The sequence below is a fragment of the Nocardiopsis mangrovi genome (genome assembly GCF_042653925.1).
GTDB classification, from domain to species: domain Bacteria; phylum Actinomycetota; class Actinomycetes; order Streptosporangiales; family Streptosporangiaceae; genus Nocardiopsis_B; species Nocardiopsis_B mangrovi.
In genome coordinates, this window is record NZ_JBHSFQ010000002.1 from 72564 (window position 1) to 98463 (window position 25900).

At 69.8% G+C, this 25900-nt stretch carries 24 protein-coding genes and 1 tRNA gene; 3 read left to right on the forward strand and 22 right to left on the reverse strand.

Going from position 1 to position 25900, the window contains the following annotated elements:
• Positions 1-14 precede the first annotated feature (14 nt).
• Together ACFO4E_RS02315 and ACFO4E_RS02320 are read left to right on the forward strand one after the other, a co-directional pair.
• The gene (locus ACFO4E_RS02315; RefSeq protein WP_378571054.1) at positions 15-2147 is read left to right on the forward strand and encodes a dipeptide ABC transporter ATP-binding protein; all 2133 of its coding nucleotides are present in this window, start codon (positions 15-17) and stop codon (positions 2145-2147) included.
• Positions 2148-2206: 59 nt separating this feature from the next.
• Positions 2207-3931: an ABC transporter family substrate-binding protein gene (locus ACFO4E_RS02320; protein WP_378571056.1), complete on the forward strand. Its 1725-nt coding sequence runs from the start codon at positions 2207-2209 to the stop codon at positions 3929-3931.
• 106 nt (positions 3932-4037) lie between these two features.
• Here ACFO4E_RS02320 and ACFO4E_RS02325 read toward each other — a convergent pair whose 3' ends face one another.
• From ACFO4E_RS02325 to ACFO4E_RS02335, 3 genes are all read right to left on the reverse strand, one after another.
• Positions 4038-4445 (reverse strand): hypothetical protein, encoded by a 408-nt coding sequence (locus ACFO4E_RS02325; protein WP_378571058.1) that lies wholly within the window; start codon positions 4443-4445, stop codon positions 4038-4040.
• A 102-nt stretch (positions 4446-4547) separates the two neighbouring features.
• A complete protein-coding gene (locus ACFO4E_RS02330) occupies positions 4548-5984 on the reverse strand; it encodes a hypothetical protein (protein ID WP_378571060.1) in 1437 nt (478 codons plus the stop codon).
• Positions 5985-6478: 494 nt separating this feature from the next.
• Complete coding sequence (locus ACFO4E_RS02335; RefSeq protein ID WP_378571061.1) at positions 6479-7267, reverse strand: hypothetical protein; 789 nt, start codon at positions 7265-7267, stop codon at positions 6479-6481.
• A 178-nt stretch (positions 7268-7445) separates the two neighbouring features.
• On the opposite strand from ACFO4E_RS02335, the gene ACFO4E_RS02340 reads away from it, so the two are divergent.
• Positions 7446-8339, forward strand: coding sequence for a hypothetical protein (locus tag ACFO4E_RS02340; protein ID WP_378571063.1), 894 nt, complete (start codon positions 7446-7448; stop codon positions 8337-8339).
• Between the two features lie 269 nt (positions 8340-8608).
• Here ACFO4E_RS02340 and ACFO4E_RS02345 read toward each other — a convergent pair whose 3' ends face one another.
• The 19 genes from ACFO4E_RS02345 to ACFO4E_RS02435 form a co-directional block, all read right to left on the reverse strand.
• A complete protein-coding gene (locus tag ACFO4E_RS02345; RefSeq protein WP_378571066.1) occupies positions 8609-9064 on the reverse strand; it encodes a hypothetical protein in 456 nt (151 codons plus the stop codon).
• 16 nt (positions 9065-9080) lie between these two features.
• Complete coding sequence (locus ACFO4E_RS02350) at positions 9081-10427, reverse strand: C2 family cysteine protease (protein ID WP_378571068.1); 1347 nt, start codon at positions 10425-10427, stop codon at positions 9081-9083.
• A 100-nt stretch (positions 10428-10527) separates the two neighbouring features.
• Positions 10528-11319, reverse strand: coding sequence for an HTTM domain-containing protein (locus ACFO4E_RS02355; protein WP_378571070.1), 792 nt, complete (start codon positions 11317-11319; stop codon positions 10528-10530).
• A gap of 185 nt (positions 11320-11504) precedes the next feature.
• Positions 11505-11711, reverse strand: a complete 207-nt coding sequence (locus ACFO4E_RS02360) for a hypothetical protein (protein ID WP_378571072.1) — start codon at positions 11709-11711, stop codon at positions 11505-11507.
• A gap of 179 nt (positions 11712-11890) precedes the next feature.
• The gene (locus ACFO4E_RS02365; protein WP_378571074.1) at positions 11891-12490 is read right to left on the reverse strand and encodes an aggregation-promoting factor C-terminal-like domain-containing protein; all 600 of its coding nucleotides are present in this window, start codon (positions 12488-12490) and stop codon (positions 11891-11893) included.
• A gap of 43 nt (positions 12491-12533) precedes the next feature.
• The gene (locus ACFO4E_RS02370) at positions 12534-13052 is read right to left on the reverse strand and encodes a hypothetical protein (protein ID WP_378571076.1); all 519 of its coding nucleotides are present in this window, start codon (positions 13050-13052) and stop codon (positions 12534-12536) included.
• Positions 13053-13062: 10 nt separating this feature from the next.
• Positions 13063-14112, reverse strand: coding sequence for an OmpA family protein (locus ACFO4E_RS02375; protein ID WP_378571078.1), 1050 nt, complete (start codon positions 14110-14112; stop codon positions 13063-13065).
• A gap of 100 nt (positions 14113-14212) precedes the next feature.
• Positions 14213-15361 carry a VldE C-terminal domain-containing protein gene (locus ACFO4E_RS02380; RefSeq protein ID WP_378571080.1) on the reverse strand — a complete coding sequence of 383 codons (1149 nt, stop codon included), beginning with the start codon at positions 15359-15361 and terminating at the stop codon, positions 14213-14215.
• Between the two features lie 110 nt (positions 15362-15471).
• On the reverse strand, positions 15472-15729 hold the full coding sequence (locus ACFO4E_RS02385; protein ID WP_378571082.1) for a hypothetical protein: 258 nt from the start codon (positions 15727-15729) through the stop codon (positions 15472-15474).
• Positions 15730-15878: 149 nt separating this feature from the next.
• On the reverse strand, positions 15879-16574 hold the full coding sequence (locus tag ACFO4E_RS02390; RefSeq protein WP_378571084.1) for a response regulator: 696 nt from the start codon (positions 16572-16574) through the stop codon (positions 15879-15881).
• A 107-nt stretch (positions 16575-16681) separates the two neighbouring features.
• Positions 16682-17923, reverse strand: coding sequence for a sensor histidine kinase (locus ACFO4E_RS02395; RefSeq protein WP_378571086.1), 1242 nt, complete (start codon positions 17921-17923; stop codon positions 16682-16684).
• Complete coding sequence (locus tag ACFO4E_RS02400; RefSeq protein WP_378571088.1) at positions 17916-18827, reverse strand: type II secretion system F family protein; 912 nt, start codon at positions 18825-18827, stop codon at positions 17916-17918. Before ACFO4E_RS02400 ends, ACFO4E_RS02395 begins: the two co-directional genes overlap by 8 nt.
• Before the next feature lie 17 nt (positions 18828-18844).
• Positions 18845-19747 carry a type II secretion system F family protein gene (locus ACFO4E_RS02405; protein ID WP_378571606.1) on the reverse strand — a complete coding sequence of 301 codons (903 nt, stop codon included), beginning with the start codon at positions 19745-19747 and terminating at the stop codon, positions 18845-18847.
• 20 nt (positions 19748-19767) lie between these two features.
• On the reverse strand, positions 19768-21111 hold the full coding sequence (locus ACFO4E_RS02410) for a CpaF family protein (protein WP_378571090.1): 1344 nt from the start codon (positions 21109-21111) through the stop codon (positions 19768-19770).
• A 33-nt stretch (positions 21112-21144) separates the two neighbouring features.
• Positions 21145-21564, reverse strand: coding sequence for a TadE/TadG family type IV pilus assembly protein (locus ACFO4E_RS02415; RefSeq protein ID WP_378571092.1), 420 nt, complete (start codon positions 21562-21564; stop codon positions 21145-21147).
• A 10-nt stretch (positions 21565-21574) separates the two neighbouring features.
• Entirely contained in the window at positions 21575-23203 is a 1629-nt protein-coding gene (locus tag ACFO4E_RS02420) for an AAA family ATPase (RefSeq protein WP_378571094.1), read from the reverse strand.
• Positions 23203-23976 (reverse strand): Flp pilus assembly protein CpaB, encoded by a 774-nt coding sequence (gene cpaB, locus ACFO4E_RS02425; protein ID WP_378571096.1) that lies wholly within the window; start codon positions 23974-23976, stop codon positions 23203-23205. Before cpaB ends, ACFO4E_RS02420 begins: the two co-directional genes overlap by 1 nt.
• Positions 23977-24088: 112 nt before the next feature.
• Complete coding sequence (locus ACFO4E_RS02430; protein WP_378571098.1) at positions 24089-25210, reverse strand: hypothetical protein; 1122 nt, start codon at positions 25208-25210, stop codon at positions 24089-24091.
• Positions 25211-25802: 592 nt separating this feature from the next.
• Positions 25803-25878, reverse strand: a tRNA-His gene (locus ACFO4E_RS02435).
• Positions 25879-25900 lie beyond the last annotated feature (22 nt).

Here is a 25900-nt window from a genome sequence, read left to right on the forward strand (position 1 = left end):
GGAGTTGGAGAGACATGACCGGCACCACCACAGAGACCGGCCCGGCCCTCAGCGAGCCCGGCGCGTCCGACACCCCCGTCCTGGAGATCACCGACCTCAGCGTCGTCTTCCCCGGCAGCGGGAAGAACCCCGACGTCACCGCGGTCCGCGGCGTCAGCTACAGCGTGCGCCGCGGCGAGATCCTCGGCATCGTCGGCGAATCCGGCTCGGGCAAGTCGGTGTCGTCGCTGGCGACCATGGGCCTGCTGCCCGACTACGCGAAGGTCCGCGGCTCCATCCGGCTGCACGGCGAGGAGCTCCTGGGGCTGGACGACCGCGCCATGTCCGCCAAGCGCGGATCGACCATCGCCATGGTCTTCCAGGACCCCCTGTCGGGCCTCACCCCCGTCTACACCGTGGGCGACCAGATCGCCGAGGCCGTGCGGGTGCACGACCGCTCCGTCAGCCGGGCCGCCGCGCTGGAGCGCGCCGTCGAACTCCTCGACCTCGTCGGCATCCCCAACGCCGCCCAGCGCGCGAAGGCGTTCCCGCACGAGTTCTCCGGGGGCATGCGCCAGCGCGTCATGATCGCCATCGCGATCGCCAACGACCCCGACGTCATCATCTGCGACGAGCCCACGACCGCGCTCGACGTCACCATCCAGGCGCAGATCCTGGAGGTGCTGCGGACCGCCCAGCGCGAGACCGGGGCGGCCATCATCATGATCACCCACGACCTCGGGGTGGTCGCCGGCTTCGTCGACCGCGTCCAGGTCATGTACGCCGGGCGGCTCGTCGAGGTCGGCGGGGTCGACGACGTCTACTACCGCACCCGCATGCCCTACACCATGGGGCTGCTGGGCTCCGTGCCGCGCCTGGACGAGGACGAGAAGGCGCCGCTGATCCCGATCAAGGGCAACCCGCCCTCACTCGGCGACCTCCCGCCGGGCTGCCCGTTCGGCCCCCGCTGCCCCTTGGCCGTCGACGCGTGCCGCGAGGCCGAGCCCGCGCTCGACCCCGTGGGCGCCGCCGGCCACCACGCGGCGTGCGTCCGCGCCGGCGAGATCGAGGCGCACGAGTGGACCGCCCGCGACGTCTACCCGGTCCCCGACATCCCCGAGCCCGACACCGCCGGCGTGCCGCGCGCCGACCGCGCCACCGTGCTCCACATCGCGGGACTGGTCAAGCACCACCCGCTGATGAAGGGCGCGGTGTTCAAGCGGCGGGTGGGCACCGTCTACGCGGTCGACGGCATCACCTTCGACGTCCGCGAGGGCGAGACCCTGGGCCTGGTCGGCGAGTCCGGCTGCGGCAAGTCCACCACGCTGATGGAGATCCTCAGCCTGGAGGCGCCCCAGCAGGGGACCGTCGTGGTGCTGGGAAAGGAGTCGGGCAAAGCGAGCGCCGCCGAGCGGTTCGCCATCCGGCGCGACGTCCAAGTGGTCTTCCAGGACCCCATGAGCTCCCTCGACCCGCGCATGCCGGTGTTCGAGGTGATCGCGGAACCGCTGCGCACCCACTCCTACCCCAAGGAGCGGTTGCGCGCCCGGGTGCACGAGCTGCTGGCGCTCGTGGGCCTGGAGGCCGCCCACGCGACCCGCTACCCCGCCGAGTTCTCGGGGGGCCAGCGCCAGCGCATCGGTATCGCCCGGGCCCTGGCGCTCGAACCGCGCCTGCTCATCCTCGATGAGCCGGTGTCCGCGCTCGACGTCTCGATCCAGGCCGGCGTGATCAACCTGCTCGACGAGCTCAAGGCCCGCCTGGGCCTGTCCTACCTGTTCGTCGCGCACGACCTCTCCGTCGTCCGGCACATCGCCGACCGCGTCGCGGTGATGTACCTCGGCAAGATCGTCGAGATCGGCGACGTCGACTCCATCTACCGGCACCCGACCCACCCCTACACCCAGGCCCTGCTGTCCGCGATCCCGGTCCCCGACCCCGAGAAGGAACGGGCCCGGAGCCACATCGTGCTCAAGGGCGACCTGCCCAATCCCGCCGCACCGCCGACGGGGTGCAGCTTCCGGACCCGCTGCCAGAAGTTCGCCGTGCTCGGCGAATCCGACCGCGCGATCTGCCTGGAGCGGGAACCGGAGCTCACGCCCGCCGGCACCGGCTCGGCCGACCAGGCCGCGGCCTGCCACCATGCCGAGGAACGCGAGCTCCTGTGATCTTCGCCGGGACCCTTCGGCCCGGTCGATCCCCCAAGGAAGAAACCAGAGGAGATTCCATGAGAATCAGACGTGCGGCGACCCTCGCCGCCCCCCTCATGGTCCTGGCCCTGACGGCAGGAGCGTGCGGCGGAGGCGGCGACGAGGAGAACGGCGCCGGCGAGGAGACCCTCGCCGACATCCCCGCTTCCGACATCAATGCGACGGACCGCGGTGAACTGGAAGAGGGCGGGACCTTCAACTGGGGCATCAACGAGTACCCGACGCAGTACAACATGACCCACGTCCAGGGCAACCTGGCCAACGTGCAGCGGATCGCCGCCTCGGTGATGCCCATTCCGGTGGACTTCAGCGACAGCGGTGAGGTGACCCCCGACGAGGACTACGCCTCCGACATCCAGCTGAGCGAGGACGGCCTCACGCTCACCTACACGCTCAACCCCGATGCCGTGTGGTCCACCGGCGAGCCGATCACCTGGGAGGACTACGCAGCGCAGGTCGAGACGCTGGGCGGCAACCGCGAGAACGACTCCGAGTTCGAGATCGGCGACAAGTCCGGCTACGAGCTCATCGAGGACGTGAGCGAGGGCGAGGACGAGTTCCAGGTCGTCATGGAGTTCGAGAGCCCCTACGCCGAGTGGCCGCGGCTGTTCGAACCGCTGTACCCCAAGGAGATCATGGAGGACCCCGAGGAGTTCAACGGGGCCTACGAGCAGGACTTCCCGGTCACCGCGGGCCCGTTCGGCGACGTGGAGTTCGACGACACCCGCGAGACCATCACGGTGAACAAGGACGAGGACTGGTGGGGCGAGCCCGCGGTCCTCGACTCCATCATCTACCACCACTACGCCAACGACGCCCTTTCCGGGGTCATGGCCAACGGTGAGATCGACGGCTACTACCTCGGCTATGAGGCCGCCCAGTACGAGGAGCTGCGCGACCTCGAAGGCATCCGCATCACCCGCGCCATCGACAACGCCTACCGGCACATCTCCATCAACGGCGGCGAGGGCCGCCTGCTGGAGGACGTCGCGGTCCGCAACGCCCTCGTGCACGGCATCGACCGCGCCGCGCTCGCCGAGGCCACCCTCAGCGGCGTCGAGTGGCCCAGCGACCCCACCGTCAACCGGCTGATCAAGTCCTCCCAGACCGGATTCCAGGACAACAGCGAGGGCTACGGGGAGTACGACCCCGAGCTGGCGGCGCAGATGCTCGACGAGGCCGGCTGGACCCAGGAGGCCGAGGGCGAGACCCGCACCCGCGACGGCGAGGAGCTGGAGATCCACTGGGTCATCCCCTCGGACCTGCAGAACACCGCCGACGAGGCCGAGGTCGCCCAGGCCCAGCTGTCGGAGATCGGCGTCGCGGTCAACATCGAGAGCGTCCCCAACACGGCGTACTTCGAGGAGTACATCGTGCCGGGCAACTACGACATGACCACGTTCGTCTACATCAGCACCAACCCCTTCGCCGGCGACTCCGCCGAGAACTTCACCGGCCCTGTGGGGGAGACCGAGGACGGCGAGGAGAACTGGGGCAACAACCTGGCCTTCCACACCACCGATGAGCTCAACGAGAAGTACACCGAGCTCTCCGAGGCCACCGACCCCGAGGACTACGCCGCCGTCGCCAACGAGATCGACCGGCTGCTGTGGGAGCAGAGCATGGCCGTGCCGCTGTTCCAGCGGCCGGGCACCTTCGCGGTGCGCGAGAACGTCGCCAACTGGGGCGCCAACGGCCTGGCCTCGATCGACTACACCAACATCGGCTTCACCGCCGAATAGCGGAGGCCGGCCACCCGGCCGGTCCGACCCGTGTCCCGACGACGGCGCCCCCGCCCGGAGCACTCCGGGCGGGGGCGCCGCCGCGTCCGCGGGGCCGGCCGGGCGCTCAGAAGCGCCCGGCCGCCGTCCGTGCCCCGCGGCCCATCCGCACCAGCAGCAGCCAGGCGGCGCCGGCGCCGACCAGCCCCGCCGCGCACCGTGCGGACACCACCTGCCACGACGCATCGCCGAGCGCTCCGGCGACCGTCACACCGATCACCTGGACCGCGGGCAGGGCCAGGACCACGGCCGCCCCGGCAGGGGCCGCCACGCGGTGACCGCCGTAGGTGAGCCCGGCCAGGAGCACCATGGCGAAGGACACGATCAGCTGGGGCCCCGACGTCCAGGCGATCTGGCCGCCGGTGCTCTCCAGCTGCTCCAGCGTGGCCAGGCCGATCGAGGCCAGCGGGGTGGCGACCACCCCGGCCAGCCACACGGCGGCCGCCACGACCGGTGCGAGTACGGTCCTCACCATGCGGTCACCTCTCGTCCCTTCGTCCCTCCGCGGTACAACGGCCCCGGCGGGGCCGTCGGGGCCGCTCCGGGGGTCTCGTGCCGTGTCGGCTCCCACTTCCCACTATTCACCGTCCCGCTCCTGAGATACGCAGTCGGGGAAGTCGATGAAGTCGCGGCTGCCGTCGCGCGGCCGGTCCAGGATCTGCGCATCGCGGGTGTGTTGCTCCTCCATCCCCCAGTTGACGCTCGCGCCCAGTTGCAGGCCGAGCTTGATCTGGGCGTCGAACTGGGTGCGCTCGCTGGAGATGTCGGTCTCGTACTGCCAGACGCGACCGCGCTCATAGAACAGGTGCTCCCAGTCGGGGGCGTCGGAACCCGGCTCCTCGTTGATCCGGCCGCCGTTCTGCTCGTCCATGAACGGGTCGGCCATGGACTCGATCACGCTGGCCGGCGGGAGGTTGCCGCGCTCGGCCAGCAGCCGCTCGCCGATCTCCTGCTCCTCGGGGGTGTCGAAGTCGATCTGCACCATCTGGACGACCCGGCTGCCCTCGGACTCGGTGTCGCCGCCCCGGCCGCCATTGATCTCCCGGTTCTCCAGCCGGCCGTCGGTGCCCTCGACGAAGTCGCCCTGGACCGTGGTCATGTAGCGGACATGGGCGAGAGACCCGTCCTCGTTGCGCGTGACGCGCTGCCCGCCGCTCCAACTGCGCGTGAGCTGCTCCCGGTGGCTGAAGGCGTAGGTCCCCAGGCTGCCCTGCGCGTTGTAGGTGGTGGTCCACGAGGTCTGGGTGTTCTCGGGGTCCGTGAACCAGTGCGACACGTCCACCTTCCGCCCGATGCTCACGGAGCCGTCGACGCCGAGGTTGAGGTTGTTGCCCTCCAGCCCCTCGCCGTTCAGGCGCTGGCCGCGGTTGTCGTTGGTCCACAGCCCGAACTCGGAGAGGAGGTTGCCGGAGACGTCGATCGTTCCGGTGCGGACCGAGGGGTCGCGGACCTCCGGCGGGTCGTAGACGCCCAGCCACTCGGCGAAGCCCAGGCCGATCTGCGACTCGGGGTTCATCTGCCGGTTGGTCTCCTCGGCGATGGAGGCCTCGACCTCGTCCTCGAACTCCTCGAACTCGGCCTGGTCCCTGAAGATGTAGGTCATGCCGGGGGCGAGTTTCGCTGAGACTCCGCCCTCGACGTCGGCGGCGGTCGCCACCGCGTTCTCCTGGCCGAAGTCGAAGCCCACGCCGACCCTCGCCCCGACCTCGGTCGACGGAATGAACGTGACGACCACGGCACCGTCGGACAGGGTCTCGCGCGAGTAGGTGTACTGCTGCCCGAACCGGAAGATCCCCAGGTCGAGCTGGTAGCCGGCGGTCTCGGAGCGGCCGTCGCGCACGCAGTAGGCGGGCGTGAGGTCGTAGGGGTACTCCTCGTCGTCGTCGGCCTCCTGCTCGCCCTCGTCGCACTCGCCGCCGGTCAGCTGCTCGATCCGGCACAGCGCCAGCTCGTAGAGGTCGTTGGTGCGGCCGGGGAGGGCGACGGCCACGGCGCCCAAGATGACCGCCAGCATCAGGATCACCGCCGCGTACTCGGTGAACGAAGCCCCCTGTTCACGCCCACCGTGGAGCCGGGGTCTCCGGACACGGTGCCGCCTGCTGGATGGGGGATGAATGACAGGAGACATGAACGGATCGTAGGGATGACCCGGACATGGACGACAGAGACCCCGGGCCCAACTCCGGGCCCAAACCCGGCACGAGGGCCCAACCCGGACCGCCCCCGCCCGCCCCGGCCGGGCCGGCGGCGGACACCGATCGGTCGGCGGTGCGCGGCCGGTCACCTGCCGCGAGACCGGCGGCGTCGCCCCGGCCCCGGCCGTCGACCCGGAACGGGTGCTCGGCGGTGCCCGTTACGCGCTCCGCGCCGGAAGCGGTGTTCACCCGGACGTCGTACCAGGTCTTTGGGTAGGGAGCCGCGGGGTCGGGCGTACAGGGCCCATGGGCCCCACCCGGGCCCAGCCCTCCTCACGGACGACCGCGGCCGGACGGGGACGGCGGCCGCGCCTCAGCCGCAGGGGACGTCGGTGTACTCGAAGAGGGGGACGTCGTGCCAGTGGGGGCCCTCGATGTAGCAGAGGCGGCCGGGGATGTAGTCCTGCGGCGGCCGCACGGCGTACCCCCAGACCTCCCCCGGAGTCTCGTACTGGACGTAGCGGCCGTAGGTGCCGTCCTCGTACCCCTCACCGTCGTCCTCCGGGGGGATCCCGGCGACCGTCACCGCGAACTCCGCCGTGGGGTCGTCGGCGCTCAGCTCGGCGAGGACCTCGGAGTCCTCGGCGGTGAACGCGTCGAACCGGTCGGCGAAACCGCCGCCCTCCGTGGCGGGCAGCCCGTTGGGCACGAGAACGGTGAAGTCCTGGGAGTGGACGGTGTAGCCGCCTTCGTCGTGCAGGTAGGACGCTTCGCCGCGGAAGGTGACGTCGTCGCCGTCGCGCTGTGCCGACGCGAACGTCAAGGTCAGCCGAGGGGTCCACTCGACGGTGGCCGAGCGGCCCTCCGCACCCGGTTCGGAGCCGGCCGGGTCCATGGTGGCCAGCTCGACCGCGTCGTTGCCGATGGCGTGCGTGCGCACCCCGCCGACGCGCAGGATCGGTTCGCCGTCGCGCTCGGCGTCCACGGGGCCGCCGCGGCCGCCGCGGCCGGGCGGGCCTTCGACGGTCGCACCGGGGCTCTCCGCGGCCGAGGGGGCGGGCTCATCGGCCACGGCCTCGGGAGCGTCGTCGGCCGGGGCGGTACACCCGCCGAGCAGCAGGGAGAACGGCAGTACCACCGTGGCCAGCGTCTTCTGCGCCATCGTGTGACTCGCCTGCCTTCGAACGGGAGGGCGGCCCGGAGGCCGCCGCTGCGGAGGGCTGCCGACCGCGCGCCGCGCCGGTGTCCCGCCGGCGGGACACCGCCGGGACCGTGGCCGGGTCCGGACACCTCCTGCGGTGCAGGTCGGTGCGGGAGCGACGGGTAGGCTCCGTCTCATTATGAAGCGTCTCCTCCCGCACAGCGCCTTGTGCCTCACCGCGGTCCTGCTCGTGACGGCCTGCCAAGGGGACGGCGGTTCCGGGGAATCCGGAGCGGAGCCCACCCCCACCCCGGTCCCCGCGGGTGAGATGGACGCGACGGAGCTGCCCGAGGACCCCGAGGCCCTCGCCGACCTGGTCGAGGACCGGATGCGCGAGGCGCTCACGGTCACGGTCGGCGTCACCGTCGAGCCGGAGGAGCCCGCCTCCGACGACCCTCCGCTGGAGGACACGCAGATGACCCTGCTCCTCACCGATCCGCCCGCGGCCCGCATGACCGTGGTCGAGAACACCGAGGAGCGCCAGAGCACCACCACCATGATCGTCGTCGACCGGGTCATCTACGCCCAGCTCGAAGAGGAGCCGCTGGTCGAGGGCAAGGACTGGCTCCGGCTGTCCCGCGACGAGGTCGACGCGGCGGAGGAGCGGATCGGGCCGTTCGCCGAGATCTTCCGGATCCTGCTCACGGAGACCAACGCGGCCCTGGACGAGGCGTCGGGCGACGCCGCCCTGGACGTCGTCCGGCTGGGCGAGCCCGGCGGGGACCCCGCCACCGAGCGGACCGACGACGGAGAGGTCACCCGCTACGAAGGCACCACCGCCACGGCCGACCTCGCCGACGCGGGCAACGACGACTTCGCCGACATGGCCGAGCTGGGCTTGGAGGAGATCGGCTGGGAGATCTCGGTGACCGACCGGGGCCTGCCGACCGAGTACGCGCTGCACCTCCTCGCCCCCGACGGCGAGGAGCCGGTCGTCAGCACGGTGCGCTACAGCGATTGGGGCGCCGACGCGGAGATCACCGCCCCGCCTGAGGACACCGTCGGCACCATCGACGAGAGCATGGGCGGCTGAGCACCGACGCGCGAGGGCGCGCGCCGCACCAGGCGCGAGGTGGCCGTGGCCGCGTCGATGGTGTCGTGTCACCGGCGGCGGTGCCCGGCCGGGGACGCGAGGGGGATCCGGCCGCCCGGAGCCCGGGCGCGGCCCAAGCGCCGGGAACGCCTGAAGCGGCCTGAGGCGGTTGAGGCGGCCGGAGACGGGTGAGGCGGCCGGGTAGTGTTCCCGGCCGCCTCACCCGCTGTGTAGGGCCTCCTGGCCGGCCTGTCAGAAGGCCGGCGGCCTCAGTCTCCGGGCGGGGTGATGGTCAGCGTGACCGAACCGCTGCCCGCTCCGGGCGCCTCGCCCTCGGCGGAGTCCTCCACCTCGTCGATGGCGATCGCGTAGCCGTTGTCGAGATCGACGGTGTCGCCCGCCGATCCGCCGCCGTTCTGGGGGGCCTCCTCATCGATGCCCGGCCCGGCGTTCACGCTGAAGCGGACCTCGCCCCCGCTCGTACTGAGCACGGCGATGTTCAGCCCGGCGATGGTGCGCTGCTGGCCCTGGCGGATGGTGGTGGTCTCCGGCTCGTCGCCGACGGGCGGAGTGGGGTTGAAGGTCCGAAGCTCGGGAGAGGAGCTGGGGTTCAAGGCTGGCGGCTCCTGGTCGTCCGGTTGGCCGCCGCACGCGGCCAGGGGCAGCAGCAGGGCGAAGAGGACCGCTGCGAGCAGCGGGTGGCGCTTGTGCCCACGGTAGGACATCGGTGGTTCCTCTCCTCTACTCGAGCGAGTTGGTCTCGACGGTGTCCAGCTGCTGCCGGAACTGTTCCATGGTCATGCTGGCGTGGTTGCGGCCCCACGGGTTGTAGAGCTGGACCACCCCGTCTCGGACTCCGGTCACGACGTAGGCGTGGTTGCGGACGAGAACGTCGTTATCGTACAGGTCGCCCTCCTTGTCGCCCGTGGTCGTGATGGTGACCGCGGTGCCGTTGGACAGCCACTCGGTGAGCTGGCGCTCGTCGACGTCGCTCGCGGGCCGGTCCTCACTGTCGTTGCCGGTGATGGTCTCCATGCCGTCCTTGGGCCAGCCGCCCTCGATCTCCCCGAAGCTCCCCTCGCGCTCGGCGTACGCCTTCTCCAGGATCGCCGGCCACAGGGTGTTGTTGTTCGGGCTGGAGAACGCGGCGCTCCCGTCCTCGTTGAGCACGATGTCCGGCGTCACGGTGACCTGTTCGCCGTCGCCGAAGGTGACCGTGTAGGTGCCGTTGCCGTTCTCCCGGATCATGTCCCGGATGATCTGCGGGTTCTGGTCGGCGATGGCGCCCATGCTGGCCAGCCACCAGCAGTCGCCGAGCCCTCCCTGGGAGAGGTCGCTGGAACTGGGCTCGCCGTTCTCGGGCCAGAGGCGGCCGTCGGGCACCGTGCCGAACGCGAGGTCGTCCCGGGGCTCGCCGTCCTCCTCGTTGGCGTCATCGCCGCCGACGTCGTCGAAGTCGGGCTCGATGCCGTCCGGGTCGATCCCCCTGAGATGGCGGAGGGTGTTGATGTCGACCCTGCTGAGAACGATCTCGCGGACGCCGTCCTCACGGAGGAGCTCACGGATCTCGTCGTCCGTCAGGCTCCACATGAGCGCGTTGAGCTCGCCGTCCGTCATGTCGGCCATGACGTCCTGGGGCTCGTCGGGGCACCACCACCAGCAGAACAGGGAGTCGTCGCCGAGGTACTCCCGGATCCTGTCGATGTCGTCCTGCGCGTCGTCGAAGTCCTGGCCGGACGGGAAACCGGGCGGCGGCTCGGGGACGGGACCGAACCACTCGTCCGGATCGACCATCGGCCGGGCATCGGGCGGACCGTCGCCGTCGGCGACGGTGTCGGCCGCGCAGTCCTCCTGGTCCGAAGCCGCCGAGGAGACCTCGCAGAGGGCCGTGGTGATGAAGCCGGCGACCCGGTCGCCGATCCCCGTCGCGAAGACGACGGCCGCGATGCCGGCGACCAGCAGGATGACGGCGCCGTACTCGGCGAACCCGGCACCGCGGTCGCCGAACCGCGGGCGCCGGCGGCTCCGTTGGGCAGAAGGGGGCGGGGGGCCGGACCTGATTCGCTGGAGCAGGAGGCTAGGCATCATTGAGGCCGCTCAGTGGGTCGGGGTCGACGGGGGACCGAGGGGAAAGGGGATCCCAACCTAGATCGGGCGGATTCCGGGTGTCTTGAGCCCCTGGGCCCAATCAGCCCGGGGCAGGCCCCTTGGGAACCGGACCTGCGGAATCGGGGACAGGGGTGCCGGCTCCGGGCCGCCACGAGGCGAACAGCGGGTAGACGGCGATGGCGGCGACGCCGAAGCACAGGAGCTCCAGAGGCGAGCTCATCGTCAGGACGAACGCGGTGTGCAGCGCGATCCCCGCGGCGAACGCATAGGGCCGGGCCCGGGGCCACCACAGCGCCAGGGCGAGCCCGGTCTCGTAGACCATCGCCCCGAGGGCGACGAGGATGAGGACGGGAAGGGGGAGGAGGTCCAGCGGAAGCGGCAGGACGGCGCTGTCGACACCGACCTGCCGGAGCAGGACCCGTCCGGTCAGGAAGGAGACGTTGGCCTTCGCCAGCCCGGCGAAGAGGTACATGGTCGAGACCTGCGTCAGCATCAGGAAGACGGCGGCGCCGGGAACCCGCTCCGCGTTCCCGAACACCCGCCCGCCGCCGGTCACCGCCAGGAACGTCACCAGCAGCGTGAGCAGCAGCAGGTGGTTGCTGTACGTGCGCTCATCGAGGAGCAGGCAGTACCAGCCGCACAGGGCGAGGAGCCCGCCCGTCACGTGGACCGCCACCCCGAAGAGCAACAGCAGCGCGGCGACGGCCCACAACGAGGCGACGAACGGCCACGGAACGGCGGGAAGCGGCACGATGGGAAGGGGGACGGGTTCGTCCGCCACCGGGATGAGATCGGGAAGGAACAGCCAGAGCTTGAGCAGCGCCACCGCGGCGAGGAGCACCCGCGCGATTCCCAGGGCGCGCGCGTTCACGGTCGAATCGGCCGCGGAAGCGACCAGCGAGAGCGCGAAGCCGGCGGCAGACCGCGGGAGGCGGGCCTGAGACCGGAAGGAGCGGGCCTGAGACCGCGGGAGGCGGGCCTGAGCCCGCGGGAGGCGGACCCGAGACCGGTGGCGGCGCGACGAAGCCGGGCCTCGCCGGGCCCAGGACGGACGGGTCACCGCCCACCGCACCGGTGGACTTCGGCGGGGTCGGATTCGCGGCGGACGCGGAACTCGGCGATACCCGGATCCGCCCGGCACACCGCGTCGAGCAGCTCGCCGTCCAGCGCCACATCACCCCGGCCGGCCCGGATCGACCCGCGGGTGAACTCCGAGACCGTGCCATCGGTACGCACGGCGACGACATCCGGCCACGTGGGCACCGTCGAATACATGTGCCACCCGAACCGCGCCGGCCGATCGGCCCCGGAAAGGAACAGAAACGCCGGCACGACGACCTGCACGGCGACGACACAGGGCACGACCCACAACGCGGGCCGCCGCCGACCGCCGCCGGACCGGGCCGAGCCGTTTACACGGTCCGGCTCATGCGGTCCGCCCATCAATACCAGTTGGTGCTGTAGCCGGCGTTCTTCGGATAGGGGTCCTGCCAGAACGCCCAGGCGGCGCACGGAGTGCGATACCGGCCTTCGATGTAATCGAGCCCCCACTCGATCTGCACCTGGGCGCTCTCCAAATACCCGGGCGGGAAGCTGTGCGCGGCAGGATGCAACTGCGGAATCCCGGCGGCCCCACCACTGGGGTTCACCGCCCGGTGATTCCAGTTGCTCTCATGCGACCACAGAGTCTCCAGGCAATCCCATTCCCGCCCGGTAAACCCTCGGGCAGCCGCCAACTCCTGCCCGAGGGCCTTGTTCTCCTCGTTGTCCCCACCGTTCCCGCCGAGCGTGAACCCGAAGTCGTACTTCTCGGGCTTCTCCGGCCGATCGGCTTCCGTCCAGGTCTCGCCATCACATTCGGGGCCCTCGACCAGGCACACCATGTCGCGCACGCCGTCGTTGATACGGTCGCCGTAATTTGCCTGCACGATGGCGAGAATGATGGTCGCCGCGAGCGACGTGATGGCGCCGACCTCGACGAACGACGACCCGCGGTCGTCGTCCCGGTCAGGTCTGAACCGGAGGGGGCGGGACACGTTCACCTCGGATACCAGCCTTCGGATCTCGTGATGGCGGGGAAAGGGGTCATTCGATGGGGATATCGGCAACGGGATCGAAGCCGGGCACCTCGACGTTGACCGAAGTGGTGTCCTCGGAGATCAGGTAGGAGGCCCAGTAGGTAGCGCTGTCTCCGGACTCCAGATCGCGCGCCATTTCGGGCGCAGCGGTATTGACGGCGCACATGCACTGTCCAGTGGAGTCGAAGGCCGGGTTGTAGCGGAAACCGTTCTCTTCGTCGACCAAGACGACACCTGAATGCCCATATGCGGTGTACAGGTAGGTCGTGTTCTGGAAGTCCACCAGACCGACCCGGCCAGAGCCTTCGTAGTGCACGGTGTAGGTGAGCGTGGCGTAGCCGCCGTCCTCTGACACCTCCAACCTGTTGACGTCGATACTGGAGTCGCCCCACCCCGATTCGGAGGCATCGGCCGACGCCAAGACAGGGATCTCCTCAGCGGCGTAGGAGGAGGGGACCGCGAGGATCGAGACGAGAGTGACGGCTGAGACCGCACCCGCACTACCCGCTGAAAGGAGTTTCTTCACGGTCGCATCCCTACTTCCCGAAAGTCACGGTCACGCGGCGGTTCTTCTCTCGACCGTCTTCGGTCCCATTGTCGGCGACGGGATCAGAAGATCCGTGGCCCGCAACCTCGAAACTGACGCCGTCTCGAGTCACCAAATCGTCCAATCGGTCGCGAACCGATTCGGCCCTCTCTTCAGACAGCGGATTGTTGATGGAATCACTTCCGCTGTTATCGGTATACCCATCGATCCTGATCTCTTCGCCGCTGCTTGCGTCGATCTCGGCCGCGACCTGTTCCAATGCTTCGTCGGCATCGGGGGTCAAGTCAGACTCGTTGAGTTCGAAAAGAACATCGGATGACAGCAGGATGCTGGTCTCGTCGCCGCTCTCTTCGCGTGATGTGGTGCCGTCGATATCGTCCTGGAATCCGGAGAGGGGAAGGATGCGCGGATCCTCCACTGTGGCGTTCGCGATATCCTCCTCCGGATCGGAGGCTTCGGAAAGGGGGATGTTCATGAAATCGGCGGTCGCTGGAGTGGCCACCGCGACGCTGGTCACATCATCGGGGGGAGCAGGAAAAGCGACCCAGATATCAAGAGATTCACCTGCCGGGATCACGGAATTCTGCTCGTAACCGGAGCACAGGCAGGTCGAACCGTCGGTGTTCATCAAAGGGAAGTAGCGTTCCCTGTTGACGGTGTCGACGAGCGTGACGCCATCGGGTGTGCGAAATTTTCCATCAGCGGCCATCAGAGCGTAATCGAAGGTCACGGTGTCGTTCTCGCTGAGGTTGGTCGCCGTCATCTCCAGCACAACGACGTCGTCGCTCTCACGCTCGAGAGTATTGATATCGAGCTGGACGTTGGACCCGTAGGACGTGCTCGTCGATAGGGACGTGGCCAGAGGCTCGCCGTCGCCCGATGCACCCGAGTCGCCGTCTTGGTCCTGCTGCTGGTCAGAGTCTCCTGCATCGCCCCCATCGCCCGACACGCACGAGGTCAGCAGGAAAGAGCCTGCGAGCAGGGGCAGGGCGATGCGAAGCGGCCTCCATGCGGTGGGGCTACCGCTAGGGATGAGCATGGGGTTGTTCGCCTTTCCGTCGCGAATCCTCCGGCCGTCCCACAGGGTAGCGGAGCGGCATCAGCCCGGCCAATGAGCGTCTTTCCTGTTGTGGACGCGATCAGGAGTTAACGGATACGTGGATGTGGTCCAGGTGGTTCACGGTGTTCCCGCCGCGGTTGGGCACAAAGCGCCGGACATCCCGCCAGGCTCCGACACCGTCGCGTGAGGGATTCCAGATGTGGTGATCCCACATGATGTAGTAGATGTCGAGCTCTTCGTGGTTGTCGATCATCCATTGGGCCGCCGCGTCGGCGCCTGATTTCAGATCGGAACTGGGCAGGTCGCCGTTGGCCGACACCATGTAGTCGCAGGCACGTCCTCGGGGGTGCTCACCACCGTCCTCCTGGGAGCGGTAGCAGCCGACGCCGTAGCGTTCGAAGACCGCGCCCCATTCGCCCATGATCGACTCGTGGGTCTCGCACATCTGACGGGTGATGTTCTGGCCGCCCACAGCGTCGCAGGGGAAGCGGCCGCTCCCCGGGCCCCCGGTGATCTCGGAGAAGATCCACTGGCCTTCCGCATCGACCAAGTGGACGTCGGTCATGCCCTTGGCCTGCCCGTAGCTCCAGATGCGGCTGTAGGGCTCGCCGCTGTTCTGCGGGCGGCACTCGATCCAGCTGGAGAGGACGACGGGCACCCCGCCGATGATTTCCGTCCACTCGTTCCGCCGACAGTCCGGGATCTCGACCTCTGCGATCGCCGCGGCATTACCGGTCATGACCGGAATGGTCTCGTCGTTCTCTTCGGCCTCCTCCAGTTCCTCTTCGTCAGGGCATTCGCGGAAATTCCAATGGACGCTCTCGTCGTCCTGCAATTCCCGCTGACAATGGTTGCCCCGTACTTCGACCCGCACGATGTTGCCCAGGCGGCCCTGGCTGTTGTCGCTGGCGCGGATGTCCGTGAGGTCCGCGTTGTTCTCTTGGGCGTAGGTTTCGGCCACGCCCTTGCCGGTCCGGGCCTGCCAGCCGACCCCCCAGGGGAGATTGCCGTCGGCGATGGACTGCGCTGCGCGGTGCTGGATGTCGCCGACGGCGGCGAGAGCGGCGGCATCGGCCGCCGACTGGGCAGAACTGCGCATGTCGTTGGCCTCGCCGAGGCGGATGAAGAGAAGGCCCAGAGCGAGGAGGGAAAGCGTCAAGCCGACGAGCAGGAACAGGCTTGCCTGTCCCTGCTCGTCGGCATTGCGCGACGTTATTTTCATCATCATGGTGAAACGCTCATGAGGTCCCGGGGGGTCAGGAGGGGCGCTGTGGGGGATTCCCGGACGCCCCTCCGCGGCGTCACTCCTGGCCTGGTGTTGGGAGGACCGACCAGTGGTTACTCGTTGCCGTCACCGTCACCGTCGCCTTCTTCCTCCGGCTCGCCGGCGGTCTGGACGCTGGTGATGGCCTGGTCGATGAAGCCGTTGATCCGGGTCGGAATACCGGTCTGGGTGAGGACGACGCCGGCGATCGCGGCGACGAGCAGGATCACAGCACCGTACTCGACGAAGCCGGCGCCCTTGTCGGAGACGGACTTCTTGAACGCCTTGCGGTCGGTCATGGCGGCGCGGATCTTCTCGACCAGGTTCTGCATTTCTGCTCCTAAGGGGGAGGTCGTTCAGCGGTGTCTTATGTGGGCTGATCGCCCCTTGCGACATGAATGAATCTATTGAAGGGGGGTGCCGGGCGCCTAGGGCCCGGGGGCCCAACTTGTGCGGGTGGGGGCCCACGCGGCCGGTGGGTTCATCCGTGGGCCCGGGGTGGGCCCGGTCGGGCCATATCGGAAGGGCCCACGCCGTTCCAGCGGGCGATAGCGGCGGCCCGACTCGTGACACCGAGTTTCCGGAAGATCCGGTTGATGTGGTTCTTGACCGTCTTTTCGGTGAGATACAGCTCTGCCGCGATCCCCTTGTTGTCGAGGCCGCGGGCGACGGCCGCGAGGATTTCGCCCTCGCGTTCGGTGAGGCCGAGGGAGGGGATGGGCGCCGCGGCCTCCTGCTGGTCGGGTGCGGCCCGCAGGTCCATCAGGGCGACCGTGGCCGCTACGGGTGACAAGGGGGTGCCGGTGCCCTGGACGACATCGTGCAGGGCACGGCTGAGCTCGTCGAGGGTGAAGTGGCCGTGCACCAGATAGCCCGAGGCCCCGCGCCGCAGGGCGGTACGGATCACGTCCGCGTCCTCGGTGTGGGTCAGCATGATGACCTTGGCCAGGCCCGACAGCTCCGCGACCGTACTCACACCGTCGCGGACCGGCATGCGCACATCGAGCAGCACGACGTCCGGCGCGAGCCGCCTGGTCTGATCAAGGGCCTGCGCGCCGTTGCCGGCCTCGCCGACGACCACGAGGTCGTCGGATGCCTCGAGGAGCGCCACGAGTCCGGCCCGGACGACCACGTTGTCGTCCACGGCCAGGACACGGATGGGGGATGTGGTCGACACGGCGGTACCTCCTGTGGGGACATCTGGGGCCGGGACCGGTGCTTCCGGGTGGGCGGACAGAACGCCCGGAGTCGCATGCGGGTTTCCGGCGATCCGCGCGGTTGACATCATCGCACCACCTCGGCGGTGTGGCCGTCGGCCTCGACGGTGGGCACGCGCACGCTCAGGCGTGTGCCCCGGCCCGGCGCGGACTCGACGTGCAGGCTCCCGCCCGCGCGCTCGGCGCGCTCGGTCATGCCCAGAAGCCCGTAATGGCCGTTGCCGGCGGCTTCGGCCGCGCGGACGGTGTCAGGAGAGGAGCCGAATCCCTTGCCGTCGTCCGTGATCGTGAGCGTGCAGTGCCCCGGTTCCGTCTGCACGGTCACGACCACGGACCGGGCGTCCGCGTGGCGCTCGACATTGGTCAGCGCCTCCCTGAGGATCGCGATGCTCTCGTGGCGGGCGGTCACCAGCAGCCGGATGTCGCCCTCGGGCACGCGGGTCTCGACCCCGACCCCGCTCTCGGCGCTCCACCGGCCGGTGATGTCGGCGACGGCCCGGCCGAAGGGCACGAGCGCCGAACCGTCGCGCAGGTCGGCGATGAGAGCCCGCGCCTCGGATGCGGCGATGTCGGCGGCGTCGGCCACCTGGGCGGCGGTCGCCGCGGCCCGCTCCGGGTCCTTGGCCAGCCAGAGGGGAAGCGCCTGGGCGGCCATCGCCGCGCCGCGCAGCGTCTTGGCGACGGAGTCGTGCATGTCCCGCGCCAGCCGGTCCCGCTCCTCCGATGCGGCCGCGATGCGCTCGGCCTGGCGGCGGGCCTCCTGCTCGGCGGCCAACTCGGTGAAGATGGCGCGGACGCGCAGCCCGACATAGCCGGCGATCGGGTAGAGCAGCGGGTGCACGACCAGTACCTGGAAGGTGACGAGGTCGGCGGGTGAGGTGCTCTCGTGGACCTGTGCGTACGAGAGGACCGCCAGCGCGTAGCAGAGGATCTGGAAGGCCGCCACGGCGATGACGCCGCGGAGCCCGAACAGGACCCCGCAGATCGTCGACGTGAGCACCGTGGTCAGGAAGATGGCTCCCGACGGCCCGTCGATCGCGAGGATGCCGCTGGCGACCGTGACGTCGAGCGTGATCAGGAGCGGATGGTTGACCAGATAGGGGACGAACCGCTCCCAGTAGCGCGCCGCCAACCCCGAAAGCAGTGCGAAGGCGACGACACCGATCGCGGTGGGGAGGATCAGCCGTTCGCCGGGCAGCAGCAGGAGGGAGATGGCTGTGAGCATCAACCGCAGTTGGAGCAGCAGGCGCACCAGGGCCGCCAGCCGCGGCAGTGTCGCCGCCGCGCTCCCGAGTGCCGGATCACCCACCGAAGACACTGCCGAGGTCCACCGAACCGCCGAGGAGGAGCCCGCCGCCGATCAGCAGCAGCAGACCGGGCAGCATCGTCGCCGCCGTGATGCCGGTGACCTTGGGGTTGAGCTGCTGGGCCTTGCGGCGGAGGTACTGGGCGTCGTCGCGGCGCATGTCCTGGCTGATGGAGACCAGCGCATCCGCCAAGGGGGCGCCCAGCTCCTCGGCCTGCTGGAGGGCGGTGACGAAGCGGCCCAGCGAGTCGTTGTTGTTGCGTGCCCGCAGCGCCTGGAACGCGTCGCGCCGGCTCGTGCCGAGGTCCATCTGCTGGAGGCAGAGCCGGAACTCGTCCGCGAGGACGCCGGGCATGGAGTCGCAGACCCGCGAGAGCGCCTGCCGGAACGACAGGCCTGCCCCCACCGTGACGGCCATGACGTCGAGGAAGTCGGGCAGCTGCCGCTGGATCTGGTCTTGGCGCTTGTTCGTCTCGGAGCGCAGGGACAGGTCGGTCATCGCCACGAACGCCAGCGAGACGAAGGCGAACAGGGTCTGGTCGCTGTAGAGCATCAGCAGGGCGAGGCCGCCGTAGAGCGGGATCTCGCCGGCCTTCCGGCACAGGTAGCGCTCGACGGTGATGCCCTCGGGGCGTCCCGCGGCGTCGATGCGCTTCTGGATGCTCTGCTGCCGCTCCGGGCCCACCATGCCCTGGACCCAGGGCAGGAACGGCCGCCCGATCAGCTCGGTGATGCGGTGCAGGATGAAGGTGTCGTCGTCGGGGCGGCGCTCCTTCTTGACGACCGTGACGATCTCGGCGGCGACCTGGGTCTTCGACCGCATGAGCAGGAATCCCCAGGCGGCCACCACCACGCACAAGGCGCCGGCCAGCCCGATGAGGAGGATGAGGGGGAGGTTGAGAGACATGGGAGGGGCTCCGGGGATCAGAAGTCGATCTTCGTCATGCGGCGCACCGCGACGAACCCGATGACGAAGAGGGAGAGGCCGATTCCGAGTACCGCCAGCCCGGCCGTGCTCTCGGTCATGGTGCGGACGGTCCCCGGCTGGAGCATGTTGAGCATGAACAGGGACCCGATGCCCATGGCGAGCAGCGCCCAGGAGGTGGCGGTGGTCTCGCCGAGGATGGTGATCATCTCGCGGCGGGTCTCCTTGCGGCTCTCCAGGGTCGAGGAGATGCTGCGCAGCGCGGTGACGAGGGCGCCACCGGAGCGCGACGCGACCAGGAGCGTGCTGATCAGCACCCCGATCTCGCGCGACGGCATCCGGTCGCGCAGGTCGGCGATGGCCTCGTCGAAGGGCTGGCCGACCTGCATCGACCGCGCCGCGGTGCGGAGTTCGGCCCCCGCCGGGTCGTCGAGTTCATCGGCCGCCATGTCGATGGCGGTGGGCAGTGCCAGCCCCGCCTGGGTGGCGTTGGACAGCACCCGGGCGAGCTCCGGGAGTTGCGCGGTGAACGCGTCGCGGCGGCGGTCCTCCTGCCGCTTGAGGTAGGCGAAGAACCCCGCCACCACACCGACGGCCGCGAACACCCCGAGGATGGGGGCGAGCGACTGCCAGACGAACAGGACCGCCACGACCGCACTGCCGCTCATCGCCAGGACGAACACCGAGGGGCGGACGTTCACCCCGGCGGTGGCCAACCGGCGTTCGATGGTGCGGCCCACCTCGGTGCGGCGCAGCCGTGCGTCGAGTCGCGCCATGGGGGTGCTGGCGCGGCGCTCGACCTCGGCGAGTGCGCTCCGTGACGCCAGCATGCGGCGCTGCGTGGCGCCTTCGGCGTAGGCGAGGATGCCCATGACCGCGATGACGAGGGTCACCGCCGTCATCAAGAGGATGATCGGGATGTTCACGGCGTTGCTCCCAGAGCGGTGTGGGACGGTCGTGCGGTCGACGGGGCGAGGAAGGCCGGTGGGATGGCCTCGCCCGCGTTGATGATGCGCTGCGCGATGTGGGGCGGCAGCGGGAAGCGGTGGAACTCGCCGTTGACGACCCCGTGGGCGTCGAGCGGCTGGGCCTCGAAGCGCAGGACCGGTTCCAGGCGGAACTCCTCGCGGCGTTTCGAGGCGACGAGCCCGACCTCGCTCACGCGGCGACTGCCGTCGGCATGGCGCGACAGGTGCACGATGACGTCCACGGCGGCGTTGATCTGGTCCTGGATCGCCTCGAAGGGGATCTTCACCTCGCTCATGGAGGCGAGGGTGAGCAGCCGGTAAACGGCGTCGTCGGCGGAGTTGGCGTGCACGGTGGCCAGCGAGCCGTCGTGGCCGGTGTTCATCGCCTGCAGCATGTCGAGGGTCTCGGCGCCGCGGACCTCCCCGACGATGATGCGGTCGGGGCGCATCCGGAGCGAGTTGCGGACGAGGTCGCGGATGCTCACCTGGCCGGCGCCCTCCATGTTGGGCGGCCGCGACTCCAGCCGGATCACGTGCTCCTGCTGGAGCTGGAGTTCGGCGGAGTCCTCGATGGTGACGATGCGCTCGTGGTTGGGCGCGAAAGCCGACAGCGCGTTGAGGAAGGTCGTCTTCCCGCTACCGGTACCGCCGGCGATGATCACGTTGAACCGGGCCCGTACGAGCGCGGCGAGCAGGGAGCCGGTCGCTTCGTCGAGGCTCCCCTTGGCGGCCAGCTGGGCGATCGTGAAGGGCTTGGGGAACCGCCGGATGGTGACGATGGGCCCCGATAGGGACAGCGGTGGGATGATCACGTTGACGCGCTCACCCGAGGGCAGCCGGGCGTCGACCATCGGGCTGGACTCGTCGACGCGGCGGTTCACCTGGGCGACGATGCGGTCGATGGTCTGGAGGAGCTGGGTCTCGCTGGCGAAGGTGGTGTCGATGCGCTCGACCCGGCCCCGCCGCTCGACGTAGACGTTGTCGGGGCCGTTGACCATGATCTCGGTGACGGAGTCGTCGGCCAGGAGGGGTTCGAGCACGCCCAGCCCCAGGGCCTCGTCGACCACGCGGCGGATCATCGCGCTGCGTTCGCGGTCGGAGAGCACCGGCCCTTCGCGGGACAGGATGTGGCCGACCACCTTCTCCAACCGGATGCGGCGCTGCTGCATGCTCAGCATCGCGAGGTCGTCCAGGTTGATCTCGGTCAGCAGTCGCTGCCGCCAGTGCGAGACACTGCCGCCGCGGTCCGAGCCCTGCTCGGACAGGTGGTCGTCGTCGAGACGGTCTCTCAAGCCCATTGCGGTGCGACTCCAGAACGAGGACGAAGGGGATCAGGCCGGGTTGGGGGCTCCGACACTGGGCATGTCCACCCGGCGGGACACGGTGAAGTCCAGCCCGGTGGCGTCGAAGATGATCGGGAGGTCGATGGAGACCACGGCGTAGTATCCGCGGTTGTCGTTGGCGGCGATGGTGACCTCGGCGTCGTCCATCCACCCGGGCAGGCTGTCCTGGGCGGTCCTGGTGGCCGCGTCGATCCCCTGCGTGCTGACCACCCTGGCAGCCGTCCGTGCCGCGTTGTGCATGCGCTCGACAGCGATGAAGTAGGCGAAGACCTCGAAGGCCAGCGCCACCAGCAGGAGGAACAGCGGAAAATACGCGGCGAACTCGACGAACTGTGATCCGCGGTCGCCGCGGCGCTGGCGCGGGGTCCGCGCTCTGCGCCGCCGGGGCGGGTCGTGTTCCGGGCTCATGCTCCTCCGTTCAGGGCGAGTCCTCGGGGATGACCCTCGACGCGGCCGAGATCTCCCACGGGGACGACGTGTTCGGAAGCACCACGGGCATCGCCATGGTGGCGACGGCGTATGCCCCGTCCGCCCGCTGGTCGATCGCGATCGAGAAGGTGCCGTTGGCGTCCCAGGGGGACTGGATGCGCTTGATCGCCTCTTCCTGGATCCTGCCGAGGTCGTTGGGGGTGATCGCCGCCTGCCGGGCGCCCTCGTTGGCGGCGTGGCCCACGTACATGCTGCTGATCCCGAAGAGGATCACCTGCCAGGCGACCAGGAAGGCCAATCCGAGCAGCGGCACCACCGCGCCGAATTCCACGAACTGGCTGCCGCGGTCGGAGGCCGTGGGCTTGCCGCGGCGGAGTCTCTTCTCCTTCGGCTTGGCCGTACCGGATGGAGGGGTGGGGGCGGCTGCGGTCGTCGGTGTGGTGGCGGGGTCGGGTTCGAGTTCCAGGATGCCCAGTTCGCCGGCCGCGCGGGCGTAGGACCGGAGGAGGGCTTCGTCGGTGACCCGCTTGGGGTCGCCGGTGTTGGACGCCTCCTCCAGGCTGCGGTACATCGCGGGGATGGCCGTGGGCAGCATTTCGGTGCCCAGCAGCTTGCGTGCGAAGTCGGGCTGGATCTCGTTCTGCCGGCTGTGCCGGATGAGCAGGCTCGTGACGTTCTTCTTATCGCGGACCTGGAGCCGCCCCCACATGGCGATGAGCCGCTGGGCGCCCCGCAGCGCCGGGAGGTCCGGGGTCACGGTGACGACCGAGGTGGTGGCCAGCTCGACCGCCATGGCGCTGGCCTCGGTCATGTGCGAGCCGCAGTCGACGATCACCAGCTCGTAGCGCGAGCTGAGGGCGGCGAGGATCTGCCGCGCCGAGCTCTCGTTGACCTCTTCGCCGCGCTCGCCGTCGTTGGGGGCGAGCAGGACGTGCGGCCCCTCGGGGTGCACGTAGAGGGTCTCGGAGAGCATCGCCGCGCTGATGTTCTCGGACGCCTCGACCAGGTCGACGATGCTGCGCCGGTGCTTGAGGTCGAGGTAGCCGGGGATGTCGCCCATCTGCAGGTCGAGGTCGACCAGGCAGACCACGCGCCCCGCCCGGGCGGCGGCCAGGGCGAGGTGGATGGCGACCGTGGTGGTGCCGATCCCGCCCTTGCCGCCGCTGAGGGTGATGATCGACCCGCGCCGGCCCGACGAGACGGGGACGTCCAGGGACGCGGCCTCGAAGTGGCGGCGCAGGGTCTGCGACCACTCGGCCGCCGTGCTCACCCGGGCGTCGAGCTCCTCGATGGTGGCGTCGGCCCCGAGCACGCCGCGGGCTCCCGCCTCCATCGCCCGCGTGAAGGTGTCGGGGTCGACGACGTCGACCAGCAGGATGACGGCCAGCTGCGGGTGGCTCCGGGTGATGTCGCGGATGAGTTCCACGACGGGGAGCGGCCCGAGGCGCTCGTGGACCAGGAGCACGTCCATGGCGGGCAGGTCGCGCAGCGTGTTGCCCACCTCGGTGGAGGAGTGGTGCACGCTCACGACCTCGCACGAGCCGAGTTCGTCGAACCGCGCCGTGAGGGAGAGTTCCAAGTCGGTCGTCGGAACGCCGATCATGACCTTGTGCGTCATCAGTTGTCCTGTTGCTGCTGGCCGTTGCCCTGGCCCTGCTGACCCTGGCCGCTCTCCTCGAGTTCGGCCTGGTCGCTGGAGCAGAACTGGATGCCGCCCGGGTCGCCGGAGCCTTCACCGCTGATCAGGCCCAGGCGCAGGGCGCTGGAGAAGGATTCGGCGTAGGTGAGCGCCAGCGTGTCCTGGGCGCTGAGCCGGAAGGTCACCGGGACGACGGCGGACTGGGTGCCGTTCTCGTTGACGTCCGACCCCACCTGTCCGACCTCCAGCACCTCGACGTCGGTGAGGACGCGGGTGGCGCAGCTCTCGGAGCCCTCGTCGCTCGCGGGGAAGGTGGCGTAGATGTCCACGCGGGACCCCTGCCTGACCTTGCCGGCCACGCCGGTCTCGGCGTCGACCATGATCGCGATCTCGCGCTCGCCGGCCTCCAGTTCGGGGGCGGGGATGACCATGCTCGACTGAAGGAGCGAGTTCTCGGCGATGTAGGTCGACGACACGGCCTGGCTGCCGGGCTGCTGTTCGAGGACCTGGTCGAGATCGCTGATGAAGGTCTCTTCGTCGAAGAACCGGGCGGGGACCTCGTACGACTCGACCATTTCCTCCGTGATCGGCTGGTAGGGCGCGACGTCCTGGGTGAGCCGGAGGGCGTTCCGGTAGGTGCCCAGCTCGTTGTTGAGCCCGTTCACGTAGGAGACCACGGTGAAGAAGACCGCGAGGGCGCCGATCCCGGCGACGATCATCAGCAGCACGCCGCGTCGCTGTCGGGGGTTCATACGCTTCCGTTTCTAGGAGGGGGCGGGAGGAGAACAAGGAGGGCCGGGGCGGGCCGCAGTCCGTGTCATTCGGACGCGCCGGTGCCGTGCCCCGGTTCCGGTGAGGCCGCTCTCAGCCGGGTGACCCACCGTGCGGCGGAGGCTGCGGAGAGACGCGGGAAGGTGGTCGTGGGTCGGTGCCGTAGGGCCCGGCGGGCCGGGCGGGCGGCTGCTGTGCGGAGTCGGGGCGGGGCGGGGCGGCCGCGGGTGCGGGGCGGCCGGCGGGCGGGCGCCGGGGATCGCCCCCGGAGCCCGACACCCATGCCGGGCGGATGTGCTCGCCGGTGGTGCGGGACGGCGGCGGCGGGACATCGGCCTTGCGCGTGGGCGGCCGGCCGATGGGGGGCTGGTTGAGCGCACCGCAGAAGGGGCAGTGCAGGCCCGACACGAGTTCGCGGCACCACGAGCAGGTGGACGGGCGGACGGTCCGGACCGTGTTTCCCAGGGCCTGCGGATGCGCGCTGAACGCGACGAACTCCACGTATTTGCGGGCGCCCCAGTAGGTGGTGCCCAGGGGCTGCTCCGGAAGCGCGTTCAGCGACACCGGGCGCAGGGCCGGCGTGAACTGCTCGTTGAACTCGTCGATGGACTGGTCGTTGGGGCGGGCCACCAGGATCTGGATCGGCTCCATCGGCCGCCCCGGGATGTTGGGAGCGGGGTCGGACTTGCGTACCCGGCCGACGCGCTTCACGGGGGCGCAGAACGCGAGGAACGTGGTGCCCGGCACGTAGGACCCCAGGTGCTGCTTGAACGTGATCGGCACCGTGGACAGGTTGCGCACGCTCTTCATCCAGGCGCCGGCGAGGAAGTGCTGCGGCAGTTCGTTGGCCAGGCTCGCCGTGACCCCGGCGGGCACGTAGGGGGAGAGGTAGGCGAGCTGGTCGGCGAGCAGCGACAGCGCCAGCGGCGAGATGTCGAGCGCCACCTGCCCGATCCGGTCGGTCTGCAGGGCGCCGCGGGCGAAGGCGATGGCCCGCTGGGGGCGCTGGGCGTGCCATTTGGGGTACAGCGCGACGACCCTGCGCCCCTGGTCGATGTGGTGCCGGGCGAAATCCAGGAACCCCTCGGACTGGGTGGCGAGGTCGTCGCCGGTCAGGGTGAAGCGCTGCGCCGTGGTCCCTCCGAGGAGTCCCGTGCTCGGGATGTCGGCGAGCAGGGCGACAGCGCTCACCGGCCGGGGAGGGGCGTTGGTCACGGTGCGAGCTCCCTGGGGTCGGAGGTCGGAGGGGTGCGCCGACCGTCGGTGACGGCGGGCCCGGCTTCGGCCGTTCTGCGGTCATGAGCGGTTCCACACGCGAACCACGGAATCGGGCCGGGGTGCCCCCGAGCATCGTAACGAGTTCGGGAGAACGGATGGGATCCGATGCCTGCTCCGCGCGGGTGGGCTGGCTCCATGTTCGACTTTGGGACGGCCGCCGAAGAAGAGTCTCGTCCCAATCGATGCCCGAATGTCACTCGGCGTTTCAATTCGGCCGAATGTGGCCACCACGAGCATCAATGGCGTTCGGCGGCGGAAATCTCTTTGTTGCCGGTTCGGGTGCGGACCCGTATCCCCCGTCGGAAGTCGCGCGCGTTTCGTCACCCGTCACGGTAGCGAACGCCAGGGGACGGGCCCAGGGAGGAAACGCGGCCTGTGGATGGACGGGGTGGGAACGGAGCGGTGGGCTGATGATCGGGTGGAGGCGCGTGCGGCCGGCGGGCCGCTGCGGTTCGGCCGCGCCCCTGGCTCCGGGAACGGCGAAGGCCCCGGACCGCCGGTGCGACCGGGGTACGGGGCCTTGCCGATGTGGGGTGAGTGAGGGGACTTGAACCCCCGACTTCTTGGACCACAACCAAGTGCTCTGCCAACTGAGCTACACCCACCATGACCACCGGGCGGGAGGAA

Excerpts from the sequence above, each read along its gene's own strand:
- ACFO4E_RS02315 (WP_378571054.1), top strand. The coding sequence starts at position 15 with ATGACCGGCACCACCACAGAGACCGGCCCGGCCCTCAGCGAGCCCGGC.
- ACFO4E_RS02320 (WP_378571056.1), top strand. The coding sequence starts at position 2,207 with ATGAGAATCAGACGTGCGGCGACCCTCGCCGCCCCCCTCATGGTCCTG.
- ACFO4E_RS02325 (WP_378571058.1), bottom strand. The coding sequence starts at position 4,445 with ATGGTGAGGACCGTACTCGCACCGGTCGTGGCGGCCGCCGTGTGGCTG.
- ACFO4E_RS02330 (WP_378571060.1), bottom strand. The coding sequence starts at position 5,984 with ATGCTGGCGGTCATCTTGGGCGCCGTGGCCGTCGCCCTCCCCGGCCGC.
- ACFO4E_RS02335 (WP_378571061.1), bottom strand. The coding sequence starts at position 7,267 with ATGGCGCAGAAGACGCTGGCCACGGTGGTACTGCCGTTCTCCCTGCTG.
- ACFO4E_RS02340 (WP_378571063.1), top strand. The coding sequence starts at position 7,446 with ATGAAGCGTCTCCTCCCGCACAGCGCCTTGTGCCTCACCGCGGTCCTG.
- ACFO4E_RS02345 (WP_378571066.1), bottom strand. The coding sequence starts at position 9,064 with ATGTCCTACCGTGGGCACAAGCGCCACCCGCTGCTCGCAGCGGTCCTC.
- ACFO4E_RS02350 (WP_378571068.1), bottom strand. The coding sequence starts at position 10,427 with ATGATGCCTAGCCTCCTGCTCCAGCGAATCAGGTCCGGCCCCCCGCCC.
- ACFO4E_RS02375 (WP_378571078.1), bottom strand. The coding sequence starts at position 14,112 with ATGCTCATCCCTAGCGGTAGCCCCACCGCATGGAGGCCGCTTCGCATC.
- ACFO4E_RS02380 (WP_378571080.1), bottom strand. The coding sequence starts at position 15,361 with ATGATGATGAAAATAACGTCGCGCAATGCCGACGAGCAGGGACAGGCA.
- ACFO4E_RS02385 (WP_378571082.1), bottom strand. The coding sequence starts at position 15,729 with ATGCAGAACCTGGTCGAGAAGATCCGCGCCGCCATGACCGACCGCAAG.
- ACFO4E_RS02400 (WP_378571088.1), bottom strand. The coding sequence starts at position 18,827 with ATGTCTCTCAACCTCCCCCTCATCCTCCTCATCGGGCTGGCCGGCGCC.
- ACFO4E_RS02405 (WP_378571606.1), bottom strand. The coding sequence starts at position 19,747 with ATGACGGCGGTGACCCTCGTCATCGCGGTCATGGGCATCCTCGCCTAC.
- ACFO4E_RS02410 (WP_378571090.1), bottom strand. The coding sequence starts at position 21,111 with ATGGGCTTGAGAGACCGTCTCGACGACGACCACCTGTCCGAGCAGGGC.
- ACFO4E_RS02415 (WP_378571092.1), bottom strand. The coding sequence starts at position 21,564 with ATGAGCCCGGAACACGACCCGCCCCGGCGGCGCAGAGCGCGGACCCCG.
- ACFO4E_RS02420 (WP_378571094.1), bottom strand. The coding sequence starts at position 23,203 with ATGACGCACAAGGTCATGATCGGCGTTCCGACGACCGACTTGGAACTC.
- cpaB (WP_378571096.1), bottom strand. The coding sequence starts at position 23,976 with ATGAACCCCCGACAGCGACGCGGCGTGCTGCTGATGATCGTCGCCGGG.